Origin of the sequence: Lachnotalea glycerini, from assembly GCF_003201285.1 — a bacterium.
GTDB classification, from domain to species: Bacteria; Bacillota; Clostridia; order Lachnospirales; family Lachnospiraceae; genus Lachnotalea; species Lachnotalea glycerini.
This window is the reverse complement of the sequence record NZ_QICS01000011.1, coordinates 62,213-79,217: the sequence shown is the minus strand read 5'-3', so window position 1 is coordinate 79,217 and position 17,005 is coordinate 62,213. Positions and strand designations below refer to the sequence as shown.

Here is a 17,005-nt window from a genome sequence, read left to right as displayed (position 1 = left end):
AATAAAATTTGATGGTGATTAAGATGTTTAATTTAGAAGACTGTATTGCTTTTGTTACATGTAATAGTGCTAAGGAACTAGCAGATTGTTTGGAGAAAAGGCTGAATTGTTATAGTATAACAAGAACGCAATGGATCGCATTGTATTATATTAGTAATAATAAAATGATGACACAAAAACAATTGGCGGATAAAATGTCTCTGAAAGAGCCAAGTGTAGTTCGATTGCTGGATAAGCTGGAGCTGCTTGGATGGGTAAATAGAATAAATAACGAAAACGATAAAAGAATTAAGTTCTTAATTCTTACGGATAAAGGACAAAAAATCGAGACAGAAATGTTGAATGTAGTAGAACAATTTAAGATGGATGTGCTGAACGATATTTCGGCAAGGGAATTAGACGATTTTAAATCAACGTTAAGTAAAATGGTTAATAATATACATACAGATTTTATAAAAGAATAAATGTCAATCATAAAAGAGGCTGTAGCAAAAGGACTAAATTCTAGTCGTCTTGCTACAGTCTCAGTTTTTTATTTCATACGAGGAAATAAGTCAGGAATTAGGGAGCCAATGTAGACTTGTCCGCTTTGACGCTTAAAATTTATTAAATTTTATTTTGTGTTTGTTGTACGGTTTTTATGAAAATGGTATACTTAAAAAGCATAGAAACAATCTATGAAATTAAGATTTGATAAGTAAAAAATAGGGGGCATAAAGGCTTTCTTATAAGATACTCAAAGGTTATTTGATTAAACCAAAAAGAATAAGATTAACAGCTGCAAGCTTGGAAAATTAATCGAAATCAGAGAGTTTTATTTGAAGCAGTATTTTAGGTGAGTATAAACGATAAGGTAGAGTAATGATGATGGTAGTTACTCTTTCGGCTATGAATTACTTATTTGAGACAAGCAAAAAATAAAAGATCTGGAGGAAATTAAGATGAAGAGATTGAGCATCAAGACGAAGTTGTTTTTATTAATTGGCTTTTTAATTTTAATTGTTATTATGGACAGCGCATTTGGAGGAATGGGTACCATCCAAATTAGCAATGGATTGGAAACTGTATATAAGGATCGCGTAATCCCCCTGCAACAGCTTAAAGCGATATCAGATATGTATGCAGTAAACATAGTTGATACAACCCACAAGCTAAGAAATGGAAATATTGATTGGGAGCAGGCAAGCCAGAATATAAATAATGCGCAGACTGCAATTGAAGAAAATTGGAGCTCATATTATTCCACTGAATTAACACAACAAGAAAGAACAATGGCTGATGATGTAGAAGGGCTATTAGAGACAGCCAATGCATCGGTTGAAAAGCTGAAAGGATTTATTACAGATAAAGATCAAACAGGGTTGGAAACATTTGCAAAGGAAGAGCTTTATCAATCTATTGATCCTGTATCAGAAAAGATAAGTGAATTAGTTCAGCTACAGCTTGATGTTACGGATCAGGAATACATTTCATCTCAAAATAATCTGAATTATATAATGAATGTTTATAAGATAATTGCTGTTTTAATTCTTGTTTTAATGGTCATTGCGATTCGAGTTGTATTTAGCATTACAAGATCACTCAAGCTGATGAATGTAAAATTAAGCGATTTAGCAAAAAACGGCGGTGATTTAACTCAAAAGCTTGCCGTTAACACAGGGGATGAAATAGAGGTAATGTCTCATTCAATTAATGATTTCTTAGAACTGTTGAGAAACATTATTACAGAGGTTAAAAAGTCCTCAGGTAATATGGATGAATCCTCAGGAAAAATGGTAAAAAGTGTAAATGATTTAAACGAAGGTCTGGGGGATATCTCTGCTACAACGGAAGAAATGTCAGCAGGAATGGAAGAAACCAATGCTTCAACAGAAGAGATTTTATCAATATCCTATCAGGTAGATAATATTTCAGGAGATATAAGCAATAAAGCAGTTTCAGCCTCAAAAAATGCGAAAGATATAAGCAAACGTGCAGACACAGTTCAAGAAATGGCATTAAAGTCCAGAGATATTGCGAACAGTATTTACAATCAATCAAATAAAAAAATGAAGACTGCCTTAGAAGATGCACAGTCAGTAAATGAGGTACATCTTTTGGCAGAATCCATCATGTCTATCACGACGCAAACTAATCTGCTTGCGCTGAATGCTGCTATTGAGGCGGCAAGAGCAGGAGAAAGTGGTAAGGGCTTTGCCGTCGTGGCAGAAGAAATAAGAAAGTTAGCTGAAAATTCGAAAGAAAATGCAAGTAAGATTCAAGAAGTGACCAAAACGGTTATAGATGTCGTAAACGGACTTTCTAATAGCTCTTCTGAGTTGTTAAGCTTTGTTGATGAGCAGGTAATAGCAGATTATGAAAGACTGGTTGATATCTCAAAGCAATATAAGTCAGACTCGGAGTACGTACTAGATATGTCAAGCGACTTAAGTAATTCATCAGAGAAGATGTCAGGAATTATTGAAAAGGTGGTCAGCTCGATTGCAGAAATATCAAAAGCAACAGAAGAATCCACAAACGGTTCCGTTTTAATTGCAGACAGGATTACAGATATTAGCAGCGAATCTGGAAAGATATACCAATTAGCCTGTGAATCTCAAGAGGCTTCTGCTAAATTAAATGAAGTAGTAAGTAAATTTATTGTTTAGGTAACACTTTTGCAAATCATTGTATTTCAGGTGGTTTACAAAGAAAGATATTTATTAAGAGGAAACAGTATGGTATTGGAAAAATTACGTAATCAATCTGGCTTTACGGAAAATGAAAAGAATATTGCAGACTACATACTCAGTCATATGAAAACAGTGCAGCGCTTAACTGCCGAGGAGATGGGCAGAGAAACACTCACCAGCAAGTCCACGGTTGTGCGTTTGTGCAAAAAACTTGGTCTTTGGGGCTATCAGGAGCTTAAAAAGCAGATACTTGTGGAGCAGGCGCTTGAAAATAACATGAAAAGGAAGCATGAGCCTCCTGTCATAGACGGCAAAAGCAGATATACTGATTATTTAAGTGCATTGGATTGGGTGTATGAAAGTGCAATTGGCAAAATGCATGAGCAGCTCAATCACAACATAGTAAAGCGGGTCATAAATCAATTAAATAAGATGGAACGAATTGAATTCTATTCTTCTGGTCTAGGTTATGCAATAGGAGAAGCAACAGCGCACAGATACAGTACCTTAGGGATTGAAAGTACTGCCTATAGCTCCATTAACGAAGTATTTTTGGCTACCAACAAAAGTAACCCCAAAACGGCTGCATTTGTAATCAGCCTTTCCGGAAAAAATCCATCTGCCATCAATAATGCTGAAATGTTAAAACGATATGGAATCTACGTAATAGGGATTGTTGGTGCCTTTTCAAAGGAAATTGAACAGCATTGTGATGAAGTGATTCATATGATGGAGGGAAAGCTTATCCCGGGAACAGAGCATATGACGGTGGTTCTTAGTGCTAACTATATTTTTGATTTTATATTTATGGGACTTTTGGCAAAAAGATACGATAAACAAATGGAATTATATAAGAAAATCAATTCAGATTACAAGAAATAGATGCCATATTTAGCCAATTACATATAAGTTTACAAACGCTTCCAACAGTGACACGAAAGTGTCAAAATTGGAAGCGTTTTTTGACATGTTTGTCCAATATAATATGGAAGTAAGAAAACATATTTTGGTTATGCTATACTTGTCATATCACAGTAAGATCAAAATAATATTATAAATCTACAATTTGGGTACTGGAGTACAATTATATTAATTATGTATAAGGAGGAATCATTATGAGTTTACCACAGAATTTCTTATGGGGCGGTGCAACCGCAGCCAATCAGTTTGAGGGCGGCTATACTGAGGGAGGAAAGGGCTTAAGCACTGCTGATGTTATTACGGCAGGCAGTCATACACTAGCCAGACAGATTACCTATACAACGAAAGAAGGTGTAGAATGCGCACAGCCTATCATGCCATTTAAAGATTTGCCGGATGGCAGTAAATGCGGCGTACAGAAAGGCCAATATTATCCCAGCCATGAAGGAATTGATTTTTATCATCACTATAAAGAAGACATTGCCTTGTTTGCAGAGATGGGCTTTAAGTGCTTCCGTCTTTCCATCAACTGGGCAAGACTTTTCCCTATGGGAGATGAAAAAGAACCAAATGAGGAAGGACTAAAATTCTATGATAATGTATTTGATGAATTAAGAAAATATAACATTGAACCAGTTGTTACAATTTCTCATTATGAAACTCCGCTGGAATTAGTAAATCAATACGGCGGATGGCTGGACCGCAGATGCATTGATTTCTTCGTGAATTATTGTAATACTTTATTTACACGTTATAAGGGTAAAGTAAAATACTGGATGACCTTTAATGAGATCAATATGATGGGATTTCTACCTTTCTTCGCAGGCGGGGTAACAAAATCAAACCCTCAGGCACAGGCTCAGGCAGTGCATCATCAGTTTATAGCCAGTGCAAAGGCAGTAAAGCTTGGACATCAAATTGATCCGGAAAATCAAATTGGTCTTATGATTGCATATGGAGCGACTTATGGTTTAACTTGTAAACCTGAGGATCAAGCTCTGGCGATGGAAGATACAAGGAAACGTCACTTCTATTCTGATGTAATGTCAAGAGGCTATTATCCTGCTTATAAGATTAAGGAGTATGAACGTCTTGGCGTAAAGGTTTCGATGGAGGCAGGAGATGAGGAATTGTTAAAGGAAGGCTGTGTTGACTATCTTGCATTTTCTTATTATACCTCACATTGTGTTACTTCAGAAGAAGGCGAAGCCATTGGCGGTAATTTCTCAATGGGAGTAAAGAATCCTTATATCAAGGCAAGCGACTGGGGTTGGCAAATTGATGGTATTGGGCTGAGAATTGCATTGAATGCTTTATGGGAGCGTTATCAGAAGCCATTGTTTATCGTGGAAAATGGACTTGGCGCTGTTGACAAGGTGGAAGAAGATGGAAGTATTCAGGATGACTATCGAATCGCTTACTTAAAAGAGCATATTGAAGAGATGGACAAAGCAGTCAATCAAGATGGTGTAGAGCTTATGGGATATACGCCATGGGGCTGCATTGATTTGGTTTCAGCAGGAACCGGAGAGATGAAAAAAAGATATGGGTTTATCTACGTTGACAGAGATGATAATGGCAATGGAAGTCTGGCTCGTTCCAGAAAAAAATCGTTCCATTGGTATCAACAAGTAATTGAAAGTAATGGAGCCAATTTAAAGGATATTCAATTGTAATCATTCAATACCTCTAACATGCAGGTGATGTACTAGCACAGCCAATAATCTAGTTACCAGTTCAAAGAAAAGCACATAGATAAAACATTTTAGAATATTTTCCATTTATCAGCGTATTTATTAATATAACTTTTCAAATAGGTGAGCTAGTAAAAATCATGCAAAATTGGATTCTTGATATAATGAATAAATATGGATATTTTGGAGTTATGTTTTTAATAGCGGTTGAAAATATTTTTCCGCCCATACCTTCAGAAGTAATACTTACCTTTGGTGGCTTTATGACAACTTATACATTTTTAAATGTTGGAGGTGTCATAATTGCTGCCACCTTTGGTTCTGTAATTGGTGCAGTCATTTTATATGGTGTGGGAATCTATTTGTCGCCAGAGCATCTTGGCAAATTGCTTGATGGGAAGTTTGGAACATTAATAAATTTAAAAAAAGAGGATATGTTAAATGCTTGTGAATGGTTTAATAAGAAAGGAAAAAGGACAGTATTGTTCTGCCGCTGCATACCAATAATAAGAAGTCTGATTTCTATACCTGCCGGTATGGCTGAAATGAAAATGAGTCTTTTTTTATTCTACACCACAATTGGTTCAGTTATGTGGAATACATTATTAGTCTGTCTGGGAGCAGTGTTAGGTGCCTCATGGGAGAAAATTGTTGAAAAAACCGGTGTTTATTCACAAATAACGTTTCTTGTTTTGACTTTTGGTATAACCTATGCTGCAATACAGCTTGTGAAAAAGAATCTTTGCAAACGAAGTGAAAAAGAACAATAAAAAACACATCATGGAATGATTACCATAATGTGTTTTTTCTAATGCTGATAAAAACTATTTTCGTAAAATTTATTGTGTGCTACAATGTCAATAAAAAGGGGATTGATTTACAGAATGATGAAAGGGATAGGTACAATATAAAACTGTAAATGAAATAAAGGAGGGTAAAATTATGAAATTATGGTATCAAAAGCCGGCTGCCAGCTGGGAAGAGGCTTTGCCGATCGGAAACGGACGTCTTGGTGCTATGGTATGCGGAGGTATCCAAAAAGAATTGCTTTATCTAAATGAAGACAGTATCTGGTATGGAAAATCGATCAACCGTATTAATCCTGACGCATACAATAATTTAGACAACGTAAGAGAACTTATTTTAAATGGAGAAATTCAAAAGGCAGAAGAGCTTTTGAAAGTTGCATTTTCGGGTACACCACAAAGCCAGCGTCCTTACCAATCGCTGGGGAAAATGACAATCACGATGCAGGGGTTAAAGGAAGAGTCACAAAATTATGTCAGAAGCCTTGAGCTTGAAACAGGAATATGTACCACCACATTTACAATTGGAGAAGCTGTTTATACAAGAGAGGTATTCTCCTCTTATCCGAATAAAATAATGGTAATGCATATGACTTGCAGTCAAAAGGCAAGCATCAGCTTTCAAGCATTCATGAGCAGAGAGCGCTATTATGATAATGCGGGAGCAGTGAATAACCATACAATTTATATGGACGGCAATTTAGGTAAGGGTGGTGTTGAATTTTACTGTGCCCTTATGGTAAAGGCAAACGGCGGAAACGTAAGAACTGTCGGTGAGCATTTAATTGTAGAAGAGGCAGACAGCGTTATGCTATGCTTTGCAGCAGATACCACCTTTTACTCAAAGGAACCTAAGAGAAATGTGCAAAAGCTTCTAAATGCCGCAGCGAAAAAGTCCTATGACAAATTAAAATTAAAGCATATAACTGATTTTTCTGAGTTAATGCAGAGAGTTTCTTTTACATTAATTGATGGAGAAAACGCTTCCTTGCCTACCGATGAAAGAATCAAAGCCTTTGGAGCAGGGATAAAAGACAACTCTTTAGCGGCATTATATTTTCAATACGGCCGTTATCTGTTAGTATCCTCAAGCCGACCGGGAAGTCTTCCTGCTAATCTTCAAGGGATATGGAACAACAATATGACACCATGCTGGGACTCTAAGTTTACAATCAATATCAATACAGAAATGAATTATTGGCCTGTAGAAATATGCAATCTCTCAGAATGTCATCAGCCGCTTTTTGAACATTTGAAACGACTGGTTAAGACAGGTAAGAAAACGGCAAAAAAAATGTATGGCTGCCGTGGTTTTTGTGCACATCACAATACCGATCTATGGGCTGACAGCGCACCCCAGGATATATATACCCCAGCTTCTTATTGGACACAGGGCGGTGCTTGGCTATGCACTCATCTTTGGATGCATTATCAATACACCATTAACAAGGAATGGCTTAAGAAAGTGGCTTACCCAATTCTAAGAGAGGCGGTATTATTTTATACAGACTTCTTGGTGGAAAAGGACGAATATTTGGTGACCTGTCCATCCGTTTCACCAGAGAACACTTACATACGAGTCGATAAAAAACAGGTGGAAGGTCAGCAGACAACCAACGTGACATCAGGCTGTGCTTGTTATGGCCCTACTATGGATAACCAGATTCTGCGAGATGTATTCAGTCAGTTTATTGAAATGGTCAGGGAATTGGAATTAGACGATGACCTAGAGAAGCAGGCAAAACTGATTCTTACCAAGCTGCCGCCAAACCAAGTCGGTAAATATGGGCAGATTATGGAGTGGTGTGAGGATTATGATGAAGCAGAGCCTGGACATCGACATATATCCCATTTATACGGTCTGTATCCGTCTCACCAGATAACGGTTGATAAAACACCGGAGCTGATAGAAGCTGCTAAGACTACATTAAAGCGCAGACTCGATAACGGGGGTGGACATACAGGCTGGAGTTGTGCATGGATTATAAATTTCTATACTCGCTTGCATGATGGGAATACAGCACTATCCTTTTTGCAGCGAATTATGCGTCAGTCAACCTACCCAAACTTGATGGACAATCATCCGTTAGGCTCTGGATCTGTATTTCAGATAGACGGAAACTTTGGAGCTTGTGCGGCAATTGCGGAAATGCTGGTACAATCAGATGATGATAAGGTATGGCTGCTTCCGGCTCTTCCAGACGAATGGGAAGAAGGAGAAGTTAAGGGACTTTGTGTATACGGAGGTGCTTCTATAGATTTAATGTGGAAAAACCATAAGCTTAAGACGGTAGAGCTTCATTCAAGGCGGATTTATCCGATTACTCTAATCTACCGTGGAACAGAAAGAACAATTCAAACGGATTGCAATAGATTAGAATTCAATTTATAAATAGGATCAGATGCTAGAAATGCTGAAATTGTTAAAATGTTTATTAATAGATAGGGGTATGATTTAGTTAGGAAATCATATCCCTTACTTGTTTACTATTCATTAAGGCACGGCAGATTCCATAGGTTACAATACCTGCAATAACAGCCTCAGGAATTCCATTTGCGAATATAATTGTAAGAACTGCAGAATATACGGTGTCTATCGGAATATTTCTTGCAGCGGCATAAGAATCCTTAAACATAAAATAGATTCCATTCATAACAAGTAGTGTATTGGTGAAAGAGCCAGCAATACCAGCCAAAACATAGGTAATAAGGTGTTTTCTTCTTGCAAACAGCTTGTCCAGTAGCCGATAAACGTAAAAAGGTACTATTCCCACCATTATACGCGGAATAAAACAGATGATTAATGCCATTAAGCTGCCGCTATCAGTTCCTGGTATTGGAATGAACGGAGAAAATGCAAAGGACAGAATAACGGGGGTAAAAGTATTGCTGATTAGGCTGGTTAAGCCAAACAAAAAACCAAGAAATGCCCCCTTTTTTGGTCCAAGCAGGATAGCGCCCACAATGACAGGGATATGAATAATGGTGGCCTTAATTATTCCAAGTTGAATAAAGCCTATTGGAGTAAAGGCCAGAATAAAAATAATTGCTGCAAATAGAGAAATTAGTATCAATTGCTTTGTTTTAAGGGGTTGCATCCAGTTTTCACCTTTCTTGAAAATATTTTAACGATACCGTATTTTATAATTACTAAATACCATTTTAATTATACTAAAATGTTGGCTGAAAGTGAATTAAAAATTCAGCCTGGTCAAGGAAATCCCCCACTTTTTAAAGCGGGGGTATGGTAGTTACTTTCATTTGCTTTTTATATTCTGCAATTAATATTTTTGCTGTATCGAACTCTAATCGTTCACTGATTACCATACGCTTTATTAATGCGATATAAGGTTCGTTTTCGTTTTTGTTATTCAGTTTAATTTTTTGAATTAATTTATCAAGTCTCAGTCTTACAGTAGGATATGTTACATTATAATGTTTTGCAATTTCTTTTAATGAACCAGATTTTAATATAAAATTTTTTATAAAAGATATGTCTTCATCTTCAAGATTAACCATCCATTCCGGAACTATATCTATAGTCATAATAAACCCATCCTTTAATTTTGTATTTAATAATATTAATTATAAAGTTAAATAATATTAAAATCAAGTTATTTTTGTTATGTGATTGTTTTTCATTATAAAAGAATCGTATTGAAAATTCTTTACTCTTGCAATTTGTTTTAAATAATTATAAAATAATTAAGATAAATATAAAATAATAGAAAGGATGAAAGTAAATGGTGCAAATTAAAATTTCTGAAAAAAAACGTGCTGTTATAGCAACGGATATGATTGGACTATTTTTCGAGGACATTAATTACGCGGCAGATGGTGGTCTGTATGCAGAGATGCTAGAAAACAAGAGCTTTGAATTTCTAGATGCTTACGGTGATAAAGGGGATTATTATTGTATTTATGACGGTGGTTATGGCTGGAAACCATATCCTGTGAAGGCAAAGGCAGATATGCTGTATGTAACAGGAAGTCCTGTTGCAGAGGAAAATCCACACTACCTTCGGTTTGTTGCAAGGGAAGATCATTGCGGCTTTTCCAATCAAGCCTATGAAGGAATTGTGTTAGAAAAGGAAAAGAAATATAAAGTATCCTTTTATGCCAGAAGTGTTCAGTATCATGCGAGCGTTACCGTTGCAATAAAAAAAGACGAGATTACTTATGCAAGCAGCCAGGTGGTATTAAAGAGCGGTGAAGCACAGCAGAAAAAAAGCTGGAACAAATATGAGCTTGAATTAACAGCAAATGCCGATATAGAGGGGGCATTGTTTGTAATCACATTGGAAAAATCAGGTATAGTTGAATTTGATTTTATCTCTATGATTCCTAGTAATGCAGTTGCAGGAATTTTTCGAAACGATATATTCGAAATGCTACAAGCGCTTAAACCGGGATTTATTCGTTTTCCGGGTGGCTGTATCGTTGAGGGTAATACGCTGTCAAACCGATACCGATATAAGGATACATTAAAGCCAATTGAACAAAGAAAAAATAATTGGAATCGTTGGGCGGTGCATGGAAATGAAGAAGCAAATCAGTACCATAGCAGATTTTCTCATTACAACCAGTCTCTGGGAATTGGCTATTATGAGTATTTTTTATTATGTGAGCTGTTGGGTGCAAAGCCCTTACCTGTACTTCATGTTGGACTCGCATGTCAATACCAGTCCTTTGAGCTTGTGGAGCCCGAAACAGAGGAATTTATGGAATATATACAGGATGCACTTGATCTAATTGAATTTGCAAACGGTGATGTAACAACCCAATATGGTGCCTTGCGTGCAAAAATGGGACATAAACAGCCATTTGGACTAGAGCTTATTGGAATTGGAAATGAGCAATGGGAGACAGATCAGTCACGCTTTTTTGAACGTTATATCATACTAGAGAAAGCAATTCATGAATGTAATCCGTCAATTCAACTGATTGGTTCAGCAGGTCCTGACATTACATCAGATAAATATCATAAGGCATGGGAGTTTTACCATAAGGAAAGCCTCAAAAAAAATAATTTTGTTTATGCAGTAGACGAACACTATTATGTAAACCCCCAATGGTTTTATGAGAATACAGATTTTTATGATAACTATGACAGAAATGTCAAGGTATTTGCAGGTGAATATGCAGCACATCCAAAGAAGCTAGAGCTTTCACAAAAAAATACGTTAGGTGGTGCACTCTCAGAGGCAGCATTTTTAACCGGAATTGAGCGCAACGCAGATGTGGTAGTGCTGGCTTCCTATGCACCACTCTTAGCAAGAGAGGGTTATGCCCAGTGGGCTCCTGATATGATATGGTTTGATGCGGCAAAGGTTTATGCAACACCAAGCTATTACGTTCAAATGCTCTATTCAAAATACAAGGGCAGCGTAACTTTGGATACACTTGAAGGTCAGAAAGCTCTTATAAAAAATAACATTTATTATAACATAGTACAAAACGAAAACACTGGAGATATCTATGTAAAAATAGTCAATGCAAATGAGGAAACGGTGACGGTTGAGCTGGTACACGAAGCAGGAGAAGAAATTCATATCAGTGAAATTGTATACATAGGAGATAAGGACAAAGATTCCTGTAATTCATTAAAAGAGCCATTTGCTATTTCACCTAGTCAGCAGATACCAAAGCAGAGGGTCAATCAGGTAACACTTAAAAAGAATTCCTTTACCGTGTTAACGATGAAAAGATCTTAGATGTAAAATGGGAGTAAATAAAAGGTAGAAAAAGTATATGAAATAGGGTATGATATTGTTATATGAATCGTTTTAGGAGGGACATATGGCAACAATTAAAGAAGTAGCAAAGCTTGCAAAGGTGTCCATTGGAACTGTGTCAAACGTTTTAAATGGAAAGACATTAAATACAGAGCTGATTGACCGGGTAGAAAATGCCATGCAGCAATTATCCTATCGCCCTGATGCCAACGCACGCAGTCTAAAGAATACAAAAAGCAAGCTGATTGGAGTAATTCTGCCAAATATCATACATCCAGATTTTTCACGCTTTTTATCGGAGCTTGAAATATTATTAAGAGAAAAAGGCTATGGAATTTTACTTAAAATAAGTCAGAACAACCGCCTGCTAGAAAAAAAGAGCATTGCTCAGTGCTTAGAACAGTGTGTGGATGGAATTATTTTATATTCTACGGCGAATAAGGTTGTAGAAATTACGAACGAGGACATTGCTTTTCCCATTGTCTTAATCAGTAAGTATCAAGTGCCAGATTTTGTGGGAGATACAATTATTATTAGTTATAAAAAGGCATTGGAGCAGGCTTATGAGCAGCTTAGAAAAAAAGGTATTGATCAGATAGGACTTATTTTTGAATCGCAGCTTTTGCTTTCAGAGGCAGCATCAGACTTGTATGAAAAATATGAGACATTAGAGCGATATGTTAAAATTGTGGATTATAGTAAGGAGAGGGGCTTCAAAGCTGCTTATGAGCTTTTCTTTGAACACCCTGATATGAAAGGAATTATTGTCAGTAACAGCTTGATTGCGGCAGGGGTCAAGAAAGCATTAGAGCTATTGGAAATAAAGGATATGTTTGTTTTTACCTTGAAAGAAAATAATTGGCTGGAGGATAGTGATTATAACGCTGGAATAATCAGTATTTCTCAAAAGGAAGTAGTTGAACAGGCAGTTGGCAGACTGATAGAGGCCATTGATAATCCAAATGTGCACGAGCGAATGACACAAGTAATTCAGGCACATCTTGAATATGAGACTAAGCCGTTGGTACCTGTTTACAGCGGAAAGAAAAAGTTAAAATTTGCTATGTTTGATTCACCCGTTTCAAGGGGACTTTTAATGCTGGCTCGTAACTATCAGGAAAAGACAGGTGTAAGACTGTTTTTTGATCTCTTGAGTTATCGGGAATTGGAAGAGTTGATTATTAAGAGTGCAGAGGAAAAAAGCAGTGAATATGACGGCTATATGCTAGATATTACGTGGCTAGATGAAGCAGTTGAGCAAGGAGGAATACTTTGTCTTGAGGATAGCTTTGGAGAGGATACAAGGTATTTAGACGGCTTTATTGATGAAATGCTTCGTGAGTATGGGATGAATCAGAACAAGCTGTATGCTCTTCCCTTTATGTCTGGAACGCAGCTTTTATTTTTCCAGAAAGATTTGTTTGAGGATCAGAGTTTAAAACGCCAGTTTATAAGGCAGTATGGGGAAGAGCTGGTACCTCCTTCCAATTGGGCTCAGTTTAATCTGGTATCCGAATTTTTTACCAGAGCTATTAACCCTAAATCTCCGATACTGTATGGTAATTCTTGCGTCAGAGGGGAAAATGTATTTAATTCCATTGGATTTTTAAATCGGCTTTGGTCTTATGGAGCTGACCTGTTTGATGAAGCGGGTAAAGTAACTATTAATTCACAAAATTCCCTTACCGCTTTAAAGAATTATATAAAAAGCTTTCAATTTACTGCTTCTGATGAGAAGATAAATTCATGGGATGACATGGTATCGGAATTTAAAAAAGGCAGTACGGCAATGGCAGTTATCTATGATTCTCATGCCATGGAAATTAATGATTACACCAAATCTAAGATTGCAGGAAATATCGGAAGTGTATTGATTCCTGGAAGTGCGCCAGTGCTTGGTGGATGGAGTCTTGCATTGAATGCATATAGCAAGGAAAAAGAGGCAGCGATGCAATTTTTAAAATGGGTTTGCAGTGAACAAAATTCTATCCCATTATCTTTACTGGGAGGTTCCACAGTAAGAAAGAGTTATTATGAAAGAGCCGATTTGGAAAATATGTATCCTTGGAAAAAGCTTATATTGGAAAGTTATAAGCGAAGCAGAAAGCGTAAATTTCCAAGTAACAGCACAAAAACGATACGTAAAAACGAAATCTATATGAGAATTATACCGCATGAAATCAATCGGGTTTTATTGGGAGAAATCACAGAGGAGGAAGCCCTTTCTAATATGGAAGCAAAAATAGAAATGCTGTTTGGATAAACGAGAGGAAACGAGAATCATTGTTTCGCTTGTCATATCACGAATTTGATTAGTCACTATGAATAAATAGTGACTAATTTTTTTGTGCCTTTTTAACAAGATTAAAAAAAAATAAAAAAAGTACTTGCAATCCATAGAATATAAGATTAATATAAATACATGAAACGATTCATGAAACAAAAATAAACGGAGGTACGAGCATGATTGATTTTAATGACAAGAAGCAGGTGGCAAAAGCGATTCAGTACACAAATGTGAATCCGAATTTAACAAAGGAAGGAATGCTAAAACACTTAGAGACTTGTATGCGATACGATTTTCAAGCAGCAATGGTAGCTCCTTGCTTTGTGCGTCTTGCAAAAGATGTGTTAAAGGGAACCCAAATTGAAGTAGCATCTACGCTGAATTTTCCTATGGCAAATGACACGTTAGAGATGAAGCTGGCCGCCTTAAAGGAATTAATTAAAACGGGTGTCGACCAATTTGATTTTCCGCCAAATCCAGGTCTTCTAATCGGGGGCTTTGAAGAGGAATATTTTGAAGAAATGAGACAGGTAGTAGAGATTTCTCATGCCAGCGGCGTTATTGTAAAATCAATGCTTGAATTTGGCTACCTAAATGAAGAGCAAAAAGTAAAAGCAGCAAGACTTGCCTATAAAGCTGGGATTGACTGGGTAAAGCAATCAAGTGGATGGGGCATCGGTGGATGTGCCGCTACGATAGAGGATGTTAAAATATTAAAAGATAATATTAAGGCACCTTGCCGAGTGAAAGTATCAGGTAAGGTAAATACCTTAGAGAAAATGAAAGATATGTTCATGGCAGGTGCAGAATTAGTAGGAACCAGTTCCGGCCCTGAAATCGTAGATGGCTTGGTCGGAGATATCAACGCTTATTAAAGAGCAGACAAAATTGGGAGGGTAATATGAACAAAAAAACACTTAATTTAGTGATTTGGGCGACATGGATTGCATTGCTTGCATTGATGATTCAGATTATTGACCAGTTAATAGGAACGAAGATGCCTATTGGTCATACGGGAGCTTGGATTGCTTTTCAGTCCTGGGCGGTATATTTCCTTGGAGGCTGTACGCCAAAAGGAGGTTTCAAAGGTTTTATCTCTTATGTAGTGGGAATTACAACAGGCATTGTTATTTTTGAATTAGCCGGAATTTTATCTTTTGCAGGAGCATTTTGGTGTGTGCCAATTGCTATTTTTATTCCAGTCATTCCCGTTATGTGTTTTGAAAAAATTCCGGTATTAGACTATATTCCGGCAATTTTTATTGGATGTGGAGCATTCTTTGGAATTATGAACTATGTTCCTGATGCAACCTATGCAGGTGCAGCCGCTTATGAACTGATCTTTTGTGCACTCGGTTTAATATTTGGCTGGATTGCAATTACGGGAAAAGGAATCATTGACAAAAGGATACCGGTAAAGAAATAGGAGGAGCGCAATGAAAGTATGTATAATTGGCAGCTATGCAAAGGCATTAGTTATGACATCAAATCGGATACCTTTGGCGGGTGAAACCTTAATCGGCTATGACTACAGGGAAACCTATGGCGGAAAAGGCTCTGATATGGCGGTACAGGCGGCAAGGCTAGGTGCAGATGTCAGCTATATTGGCGTAGTTGGTAAGGATAGCTTTGGCAGTGAATTTATAGACCTGATGGAGAAGGAAGGCGTAAAGACCAAAGGTATTCGTATTACAGAAGAAAAGCCAACAGGTGTAGGCTTTATAGTAAAAGACATCAATGCAAGCAATGTCATTGTTGTAGATATGGGCGCAAATGAATTAATCTGTTCTAAGGATATAGAAGAGAATATGGACTTGATAAAGGGGGCAGATGTAGTTCTGGCACAGCTTGAAATACCAATTGATACGGCACTTTATGCATTAAAGAAAGCAAAAGAATTAAACAAGATAACCATTTTGAATCCAGCACCAGCAGTCAGTCTTTTGAATTACGATTTAAGCTTTGTAGATATCATAACTCCGAATGAAACGGAAGCAAGGATTACCATTGGTGAATTGCCAAAGGTAAGCATGACCCATCGTGAAGTCGCTTTGAAGCTTTTAACAACGGGTTGCAAGAAAGTAATTATGACCCTTGGAGGTGATGGAGTAGACATCCATACAAAAGAAAGTAGTAAGCATGTAGAAGCTTATAAGATAGAGGTGGTGGACTCTAATGGCGCCGGTGACAGCTTTAATGCATCACTTTCAGTGGCTTTGGCAACTAAAACGTCAGAGGAAGAGGCAGTGGACTATGCCAGTGCTGTAGCGGGACTTTGCTGTACGAAATGGGAGACGGTACCGTCTTATCATACGGCAGAAGAAGTGGAAGCGTTTAGAAAGGGATATAGAAAAGGAAAATAAAATATAGTATGATTGGAGGAGAAGAAATGAGACCAGGTCGTATTTTACACCCGGAATTGGCAAAAGCACTGGCCACTTGCGGACATACTGATATAGTGCTAGTTACAGATGCAGGATTTCCAATACCAAAGGATGCCAACCGAATTGATTTGGGGTATTATGCAGGACAGGCAGATGTTTTGGATATACTAAAGATGCTGAGGCAGGAAATCTTTGTAGAGCAAGTAGCTTTTGCAGCTGAGGTAAAGACACATCATCCCGCACTTTATCAGGAGCTGCAAAAAATTTATACAGGAGCTGGTGCCACATTTAAGAAAACAACTCATGAAGATTTAGTTGAGAATATTGCACCAATGGCAAAGGTAGTCATTCGCTCAGGTTCCTTAAATGCGTGGGCTAACTTTGCTCTGACTTGCAGCACCGATCCATTTGCATGGTTTACAGAAGAGGATATTACAATTTTACCTGCATATGTAGAAAGAAGAAAAAGAATTGCTCAAAATGAAATTCCAATGTTATAGATGTCG

General features: G+C 37.2%; 14 protein-coding genes. 12 read left to right on the top strand and 2 right to left on the bottom strand.

Annotated elements, in window-relative coordinates:
* The first annotated feature begins 23 nt into the window (after positions 1–23).
* The 6 genes from C8E03_RS16980 to C8E03_RS16955 all read left to right on the top strand — a co-directional run bounded on the left by C8E03_RS16980 (position 24) and on the right by C8E03_RS16955 (position 8,485).
* Positions 24–464: a MarR family winged helix-turn-helix transcriptional regulator gene (locus tag C8E03_RS16980; RefSeq protein WP_170123041.1), complete on the top strand. Its 441-nt coding sequence runs from the start codon at positions 24–26 to the stop codon at positions 462–464.
* 477 nt (positions 465–941) lie between these two features.
* A complete protein-coding gene (locus tag C8E03_RS16975) occupies positions 942–2,648 on the top strand; it encodes a methyl-accepting chemotaxis protein (protein ID WP_094378386.1) in 1,707 nt (568 codons plus the stop codon).
* A gap of 69 nt (positions 2,649–2,717) precedes the next feature.
* A complete protein-coding gene (locus C8E03_RS16970; RefSeq protein ID WP_110291673.1) occupies positions 2,718–3,554 on the top strand; it encodes a MurR/RpiR family transcriptional regulator in 837 nt (278 codons plus the stop codon).
* A 233-nt stretch (positions 3,555–3,787) separates the two neighbouring features.
* Positions 3,788–5,269, top strand: coding sequence for a 6-phospho-beta-glucosidase (locus tag C8E03_RS16965; protein WP_094378384.1), 1,482 nt, complete (start codon positions 3,788–3,790; stop codon positions 5,267–5,269).
* A 158-nt stretch (positions 5,270–5,427) separates the two neighbouring features.
* A complete protein-coding gene (locus C8E03_RS16960; protein WP_094378383.1) occupies positions 5,428–6,057 on the top strand; it encodes a DedA family protein in 630 nt (209 codons plus the stop codon).
* Positions 6,058–6,229: 172 nt separating this feature from the next.
* Entirely contained in the window at positions 6,230–8,485 is a 2,256-nt protein-coding gene (locus C8E03_RS16955) for a glycoside hydrolase family 95 protein (RefSeq protein WP_110291672.1), read from the top strand.
* 67 nt (positions 8,486–8,552) lie between these two features.
* On the opposite strand, the gene C8E03_RS16950 is transcribed toward C8E03_RS16955, so the two are convergent.
* The gene (locus C8E03_RS16950) at positions 8,553–9,191 is read right to left on the bottom strand and encodes an ECF transporter S component (protein WP_110291671.1); all 639 of its coding nucleotides are present in this window, start codon (positions 9,189–9,191) and stop codon (positions 8,553–8,555) included.
* A gap of 133 nt (positions 9,192–9,324) precedes the next feature.
* A complete protein-coding gene (locus tag C8E03_RS16945; RefSeq protein ID WP_094378380.1) occupies positions 9,325–9,639 on the bottom strand; it encodes a DUF2089 family protein in 315 nt (104 codons plus the stop codon).
* Between the two features lie 197 nt (positions 9,640–9,836).
* Here C8E03_RS16945 and C8E03_RS16940 point away from each other — a divergent pair, with 197 nt between their 5' ends.
* From C8E03_RS16940 to rbsD, 6 genes are all read left to right on the top strand, one after another.
* Positions 9,837–11,807 carry an alpha-L-arabinofuranosidase C-terminal domain-containing protein gene (locus C8E03_RS16940; RefSeq protein ID WP_242993618.1) on the top strand — a complete coding sequence of 657 codons (1,971 nt, stop codon included), beginning with the start codon at positions 9,837–9,839 and terminating at the stop codon, positions 11,805–11,807.
* Between the two features lie 85 nt (positions 11,808–11,892).
* Positions 11,893–14,091 (top strand): extracellular solute-binding protein, encoded by a 2,199-nt coding sequence (locus tag C8E03_RS16935; protein WP_094378379.1) that lies wholly within the window; start codon positions 11,893–11,895, stop codon positions 14,089–14,091.
* A gap of 200 nt (positions 14,092–14,291) precedes the next feature.
* The gene (deoC, locus tag C8E03_RS16930; RefSeq protein WP_094378378.1) at positions 14,292–14,990 is read left to right on the top strand and encodes a deoxyribose-phosphate aldolase; all 699 of its coding nucleotides are present in this window, start codon (positions 14,292–14,294) and stop codon (positions 14,988–14,990) included.
* Positions 14,991–15,016: 26 nt separating this feature from the next.
* Complete coding sequence (locus tag C8E03_RS16925) at positions 15,017–15,541, top strand: DUF1097 domain-containing protein (RefSeq protein ID WP_094378377.1); 525 nt, start codon at positions 15,017–15,019, stop codon at positions 15,539–15,541.
* A 10-nt stretch (positions 15,542–15,551) separates the two neighbouring features.
* Positions 15,552–16,478 carry a ribokinase gene (locus tag C8E03_RS16920; protein ID WP_094378376.1) on the top strand — a complete coding sequence of 309 codons (927 nt, stop codon included), beginning with the start codon at positions 15,552–15,554 and terminating at the stop codon, positions 16,476–16,478.
* Between the two features lie 26 nt (positions 16,479–16,504).
* Positions 16,505–16,999: a D-ribose pyranase gene (rbsD, locus tag C8E03_RS16915; RefSeq protein ID WP_094378375.1), complete on the top strand. Its 495-nt coding sequence runs from the start codon at positions 16,505–16,507 to the stop codon at positions 16,997–16,999.
* Positions 17,000–17,005: the final 6 nt, after the last annotated feature.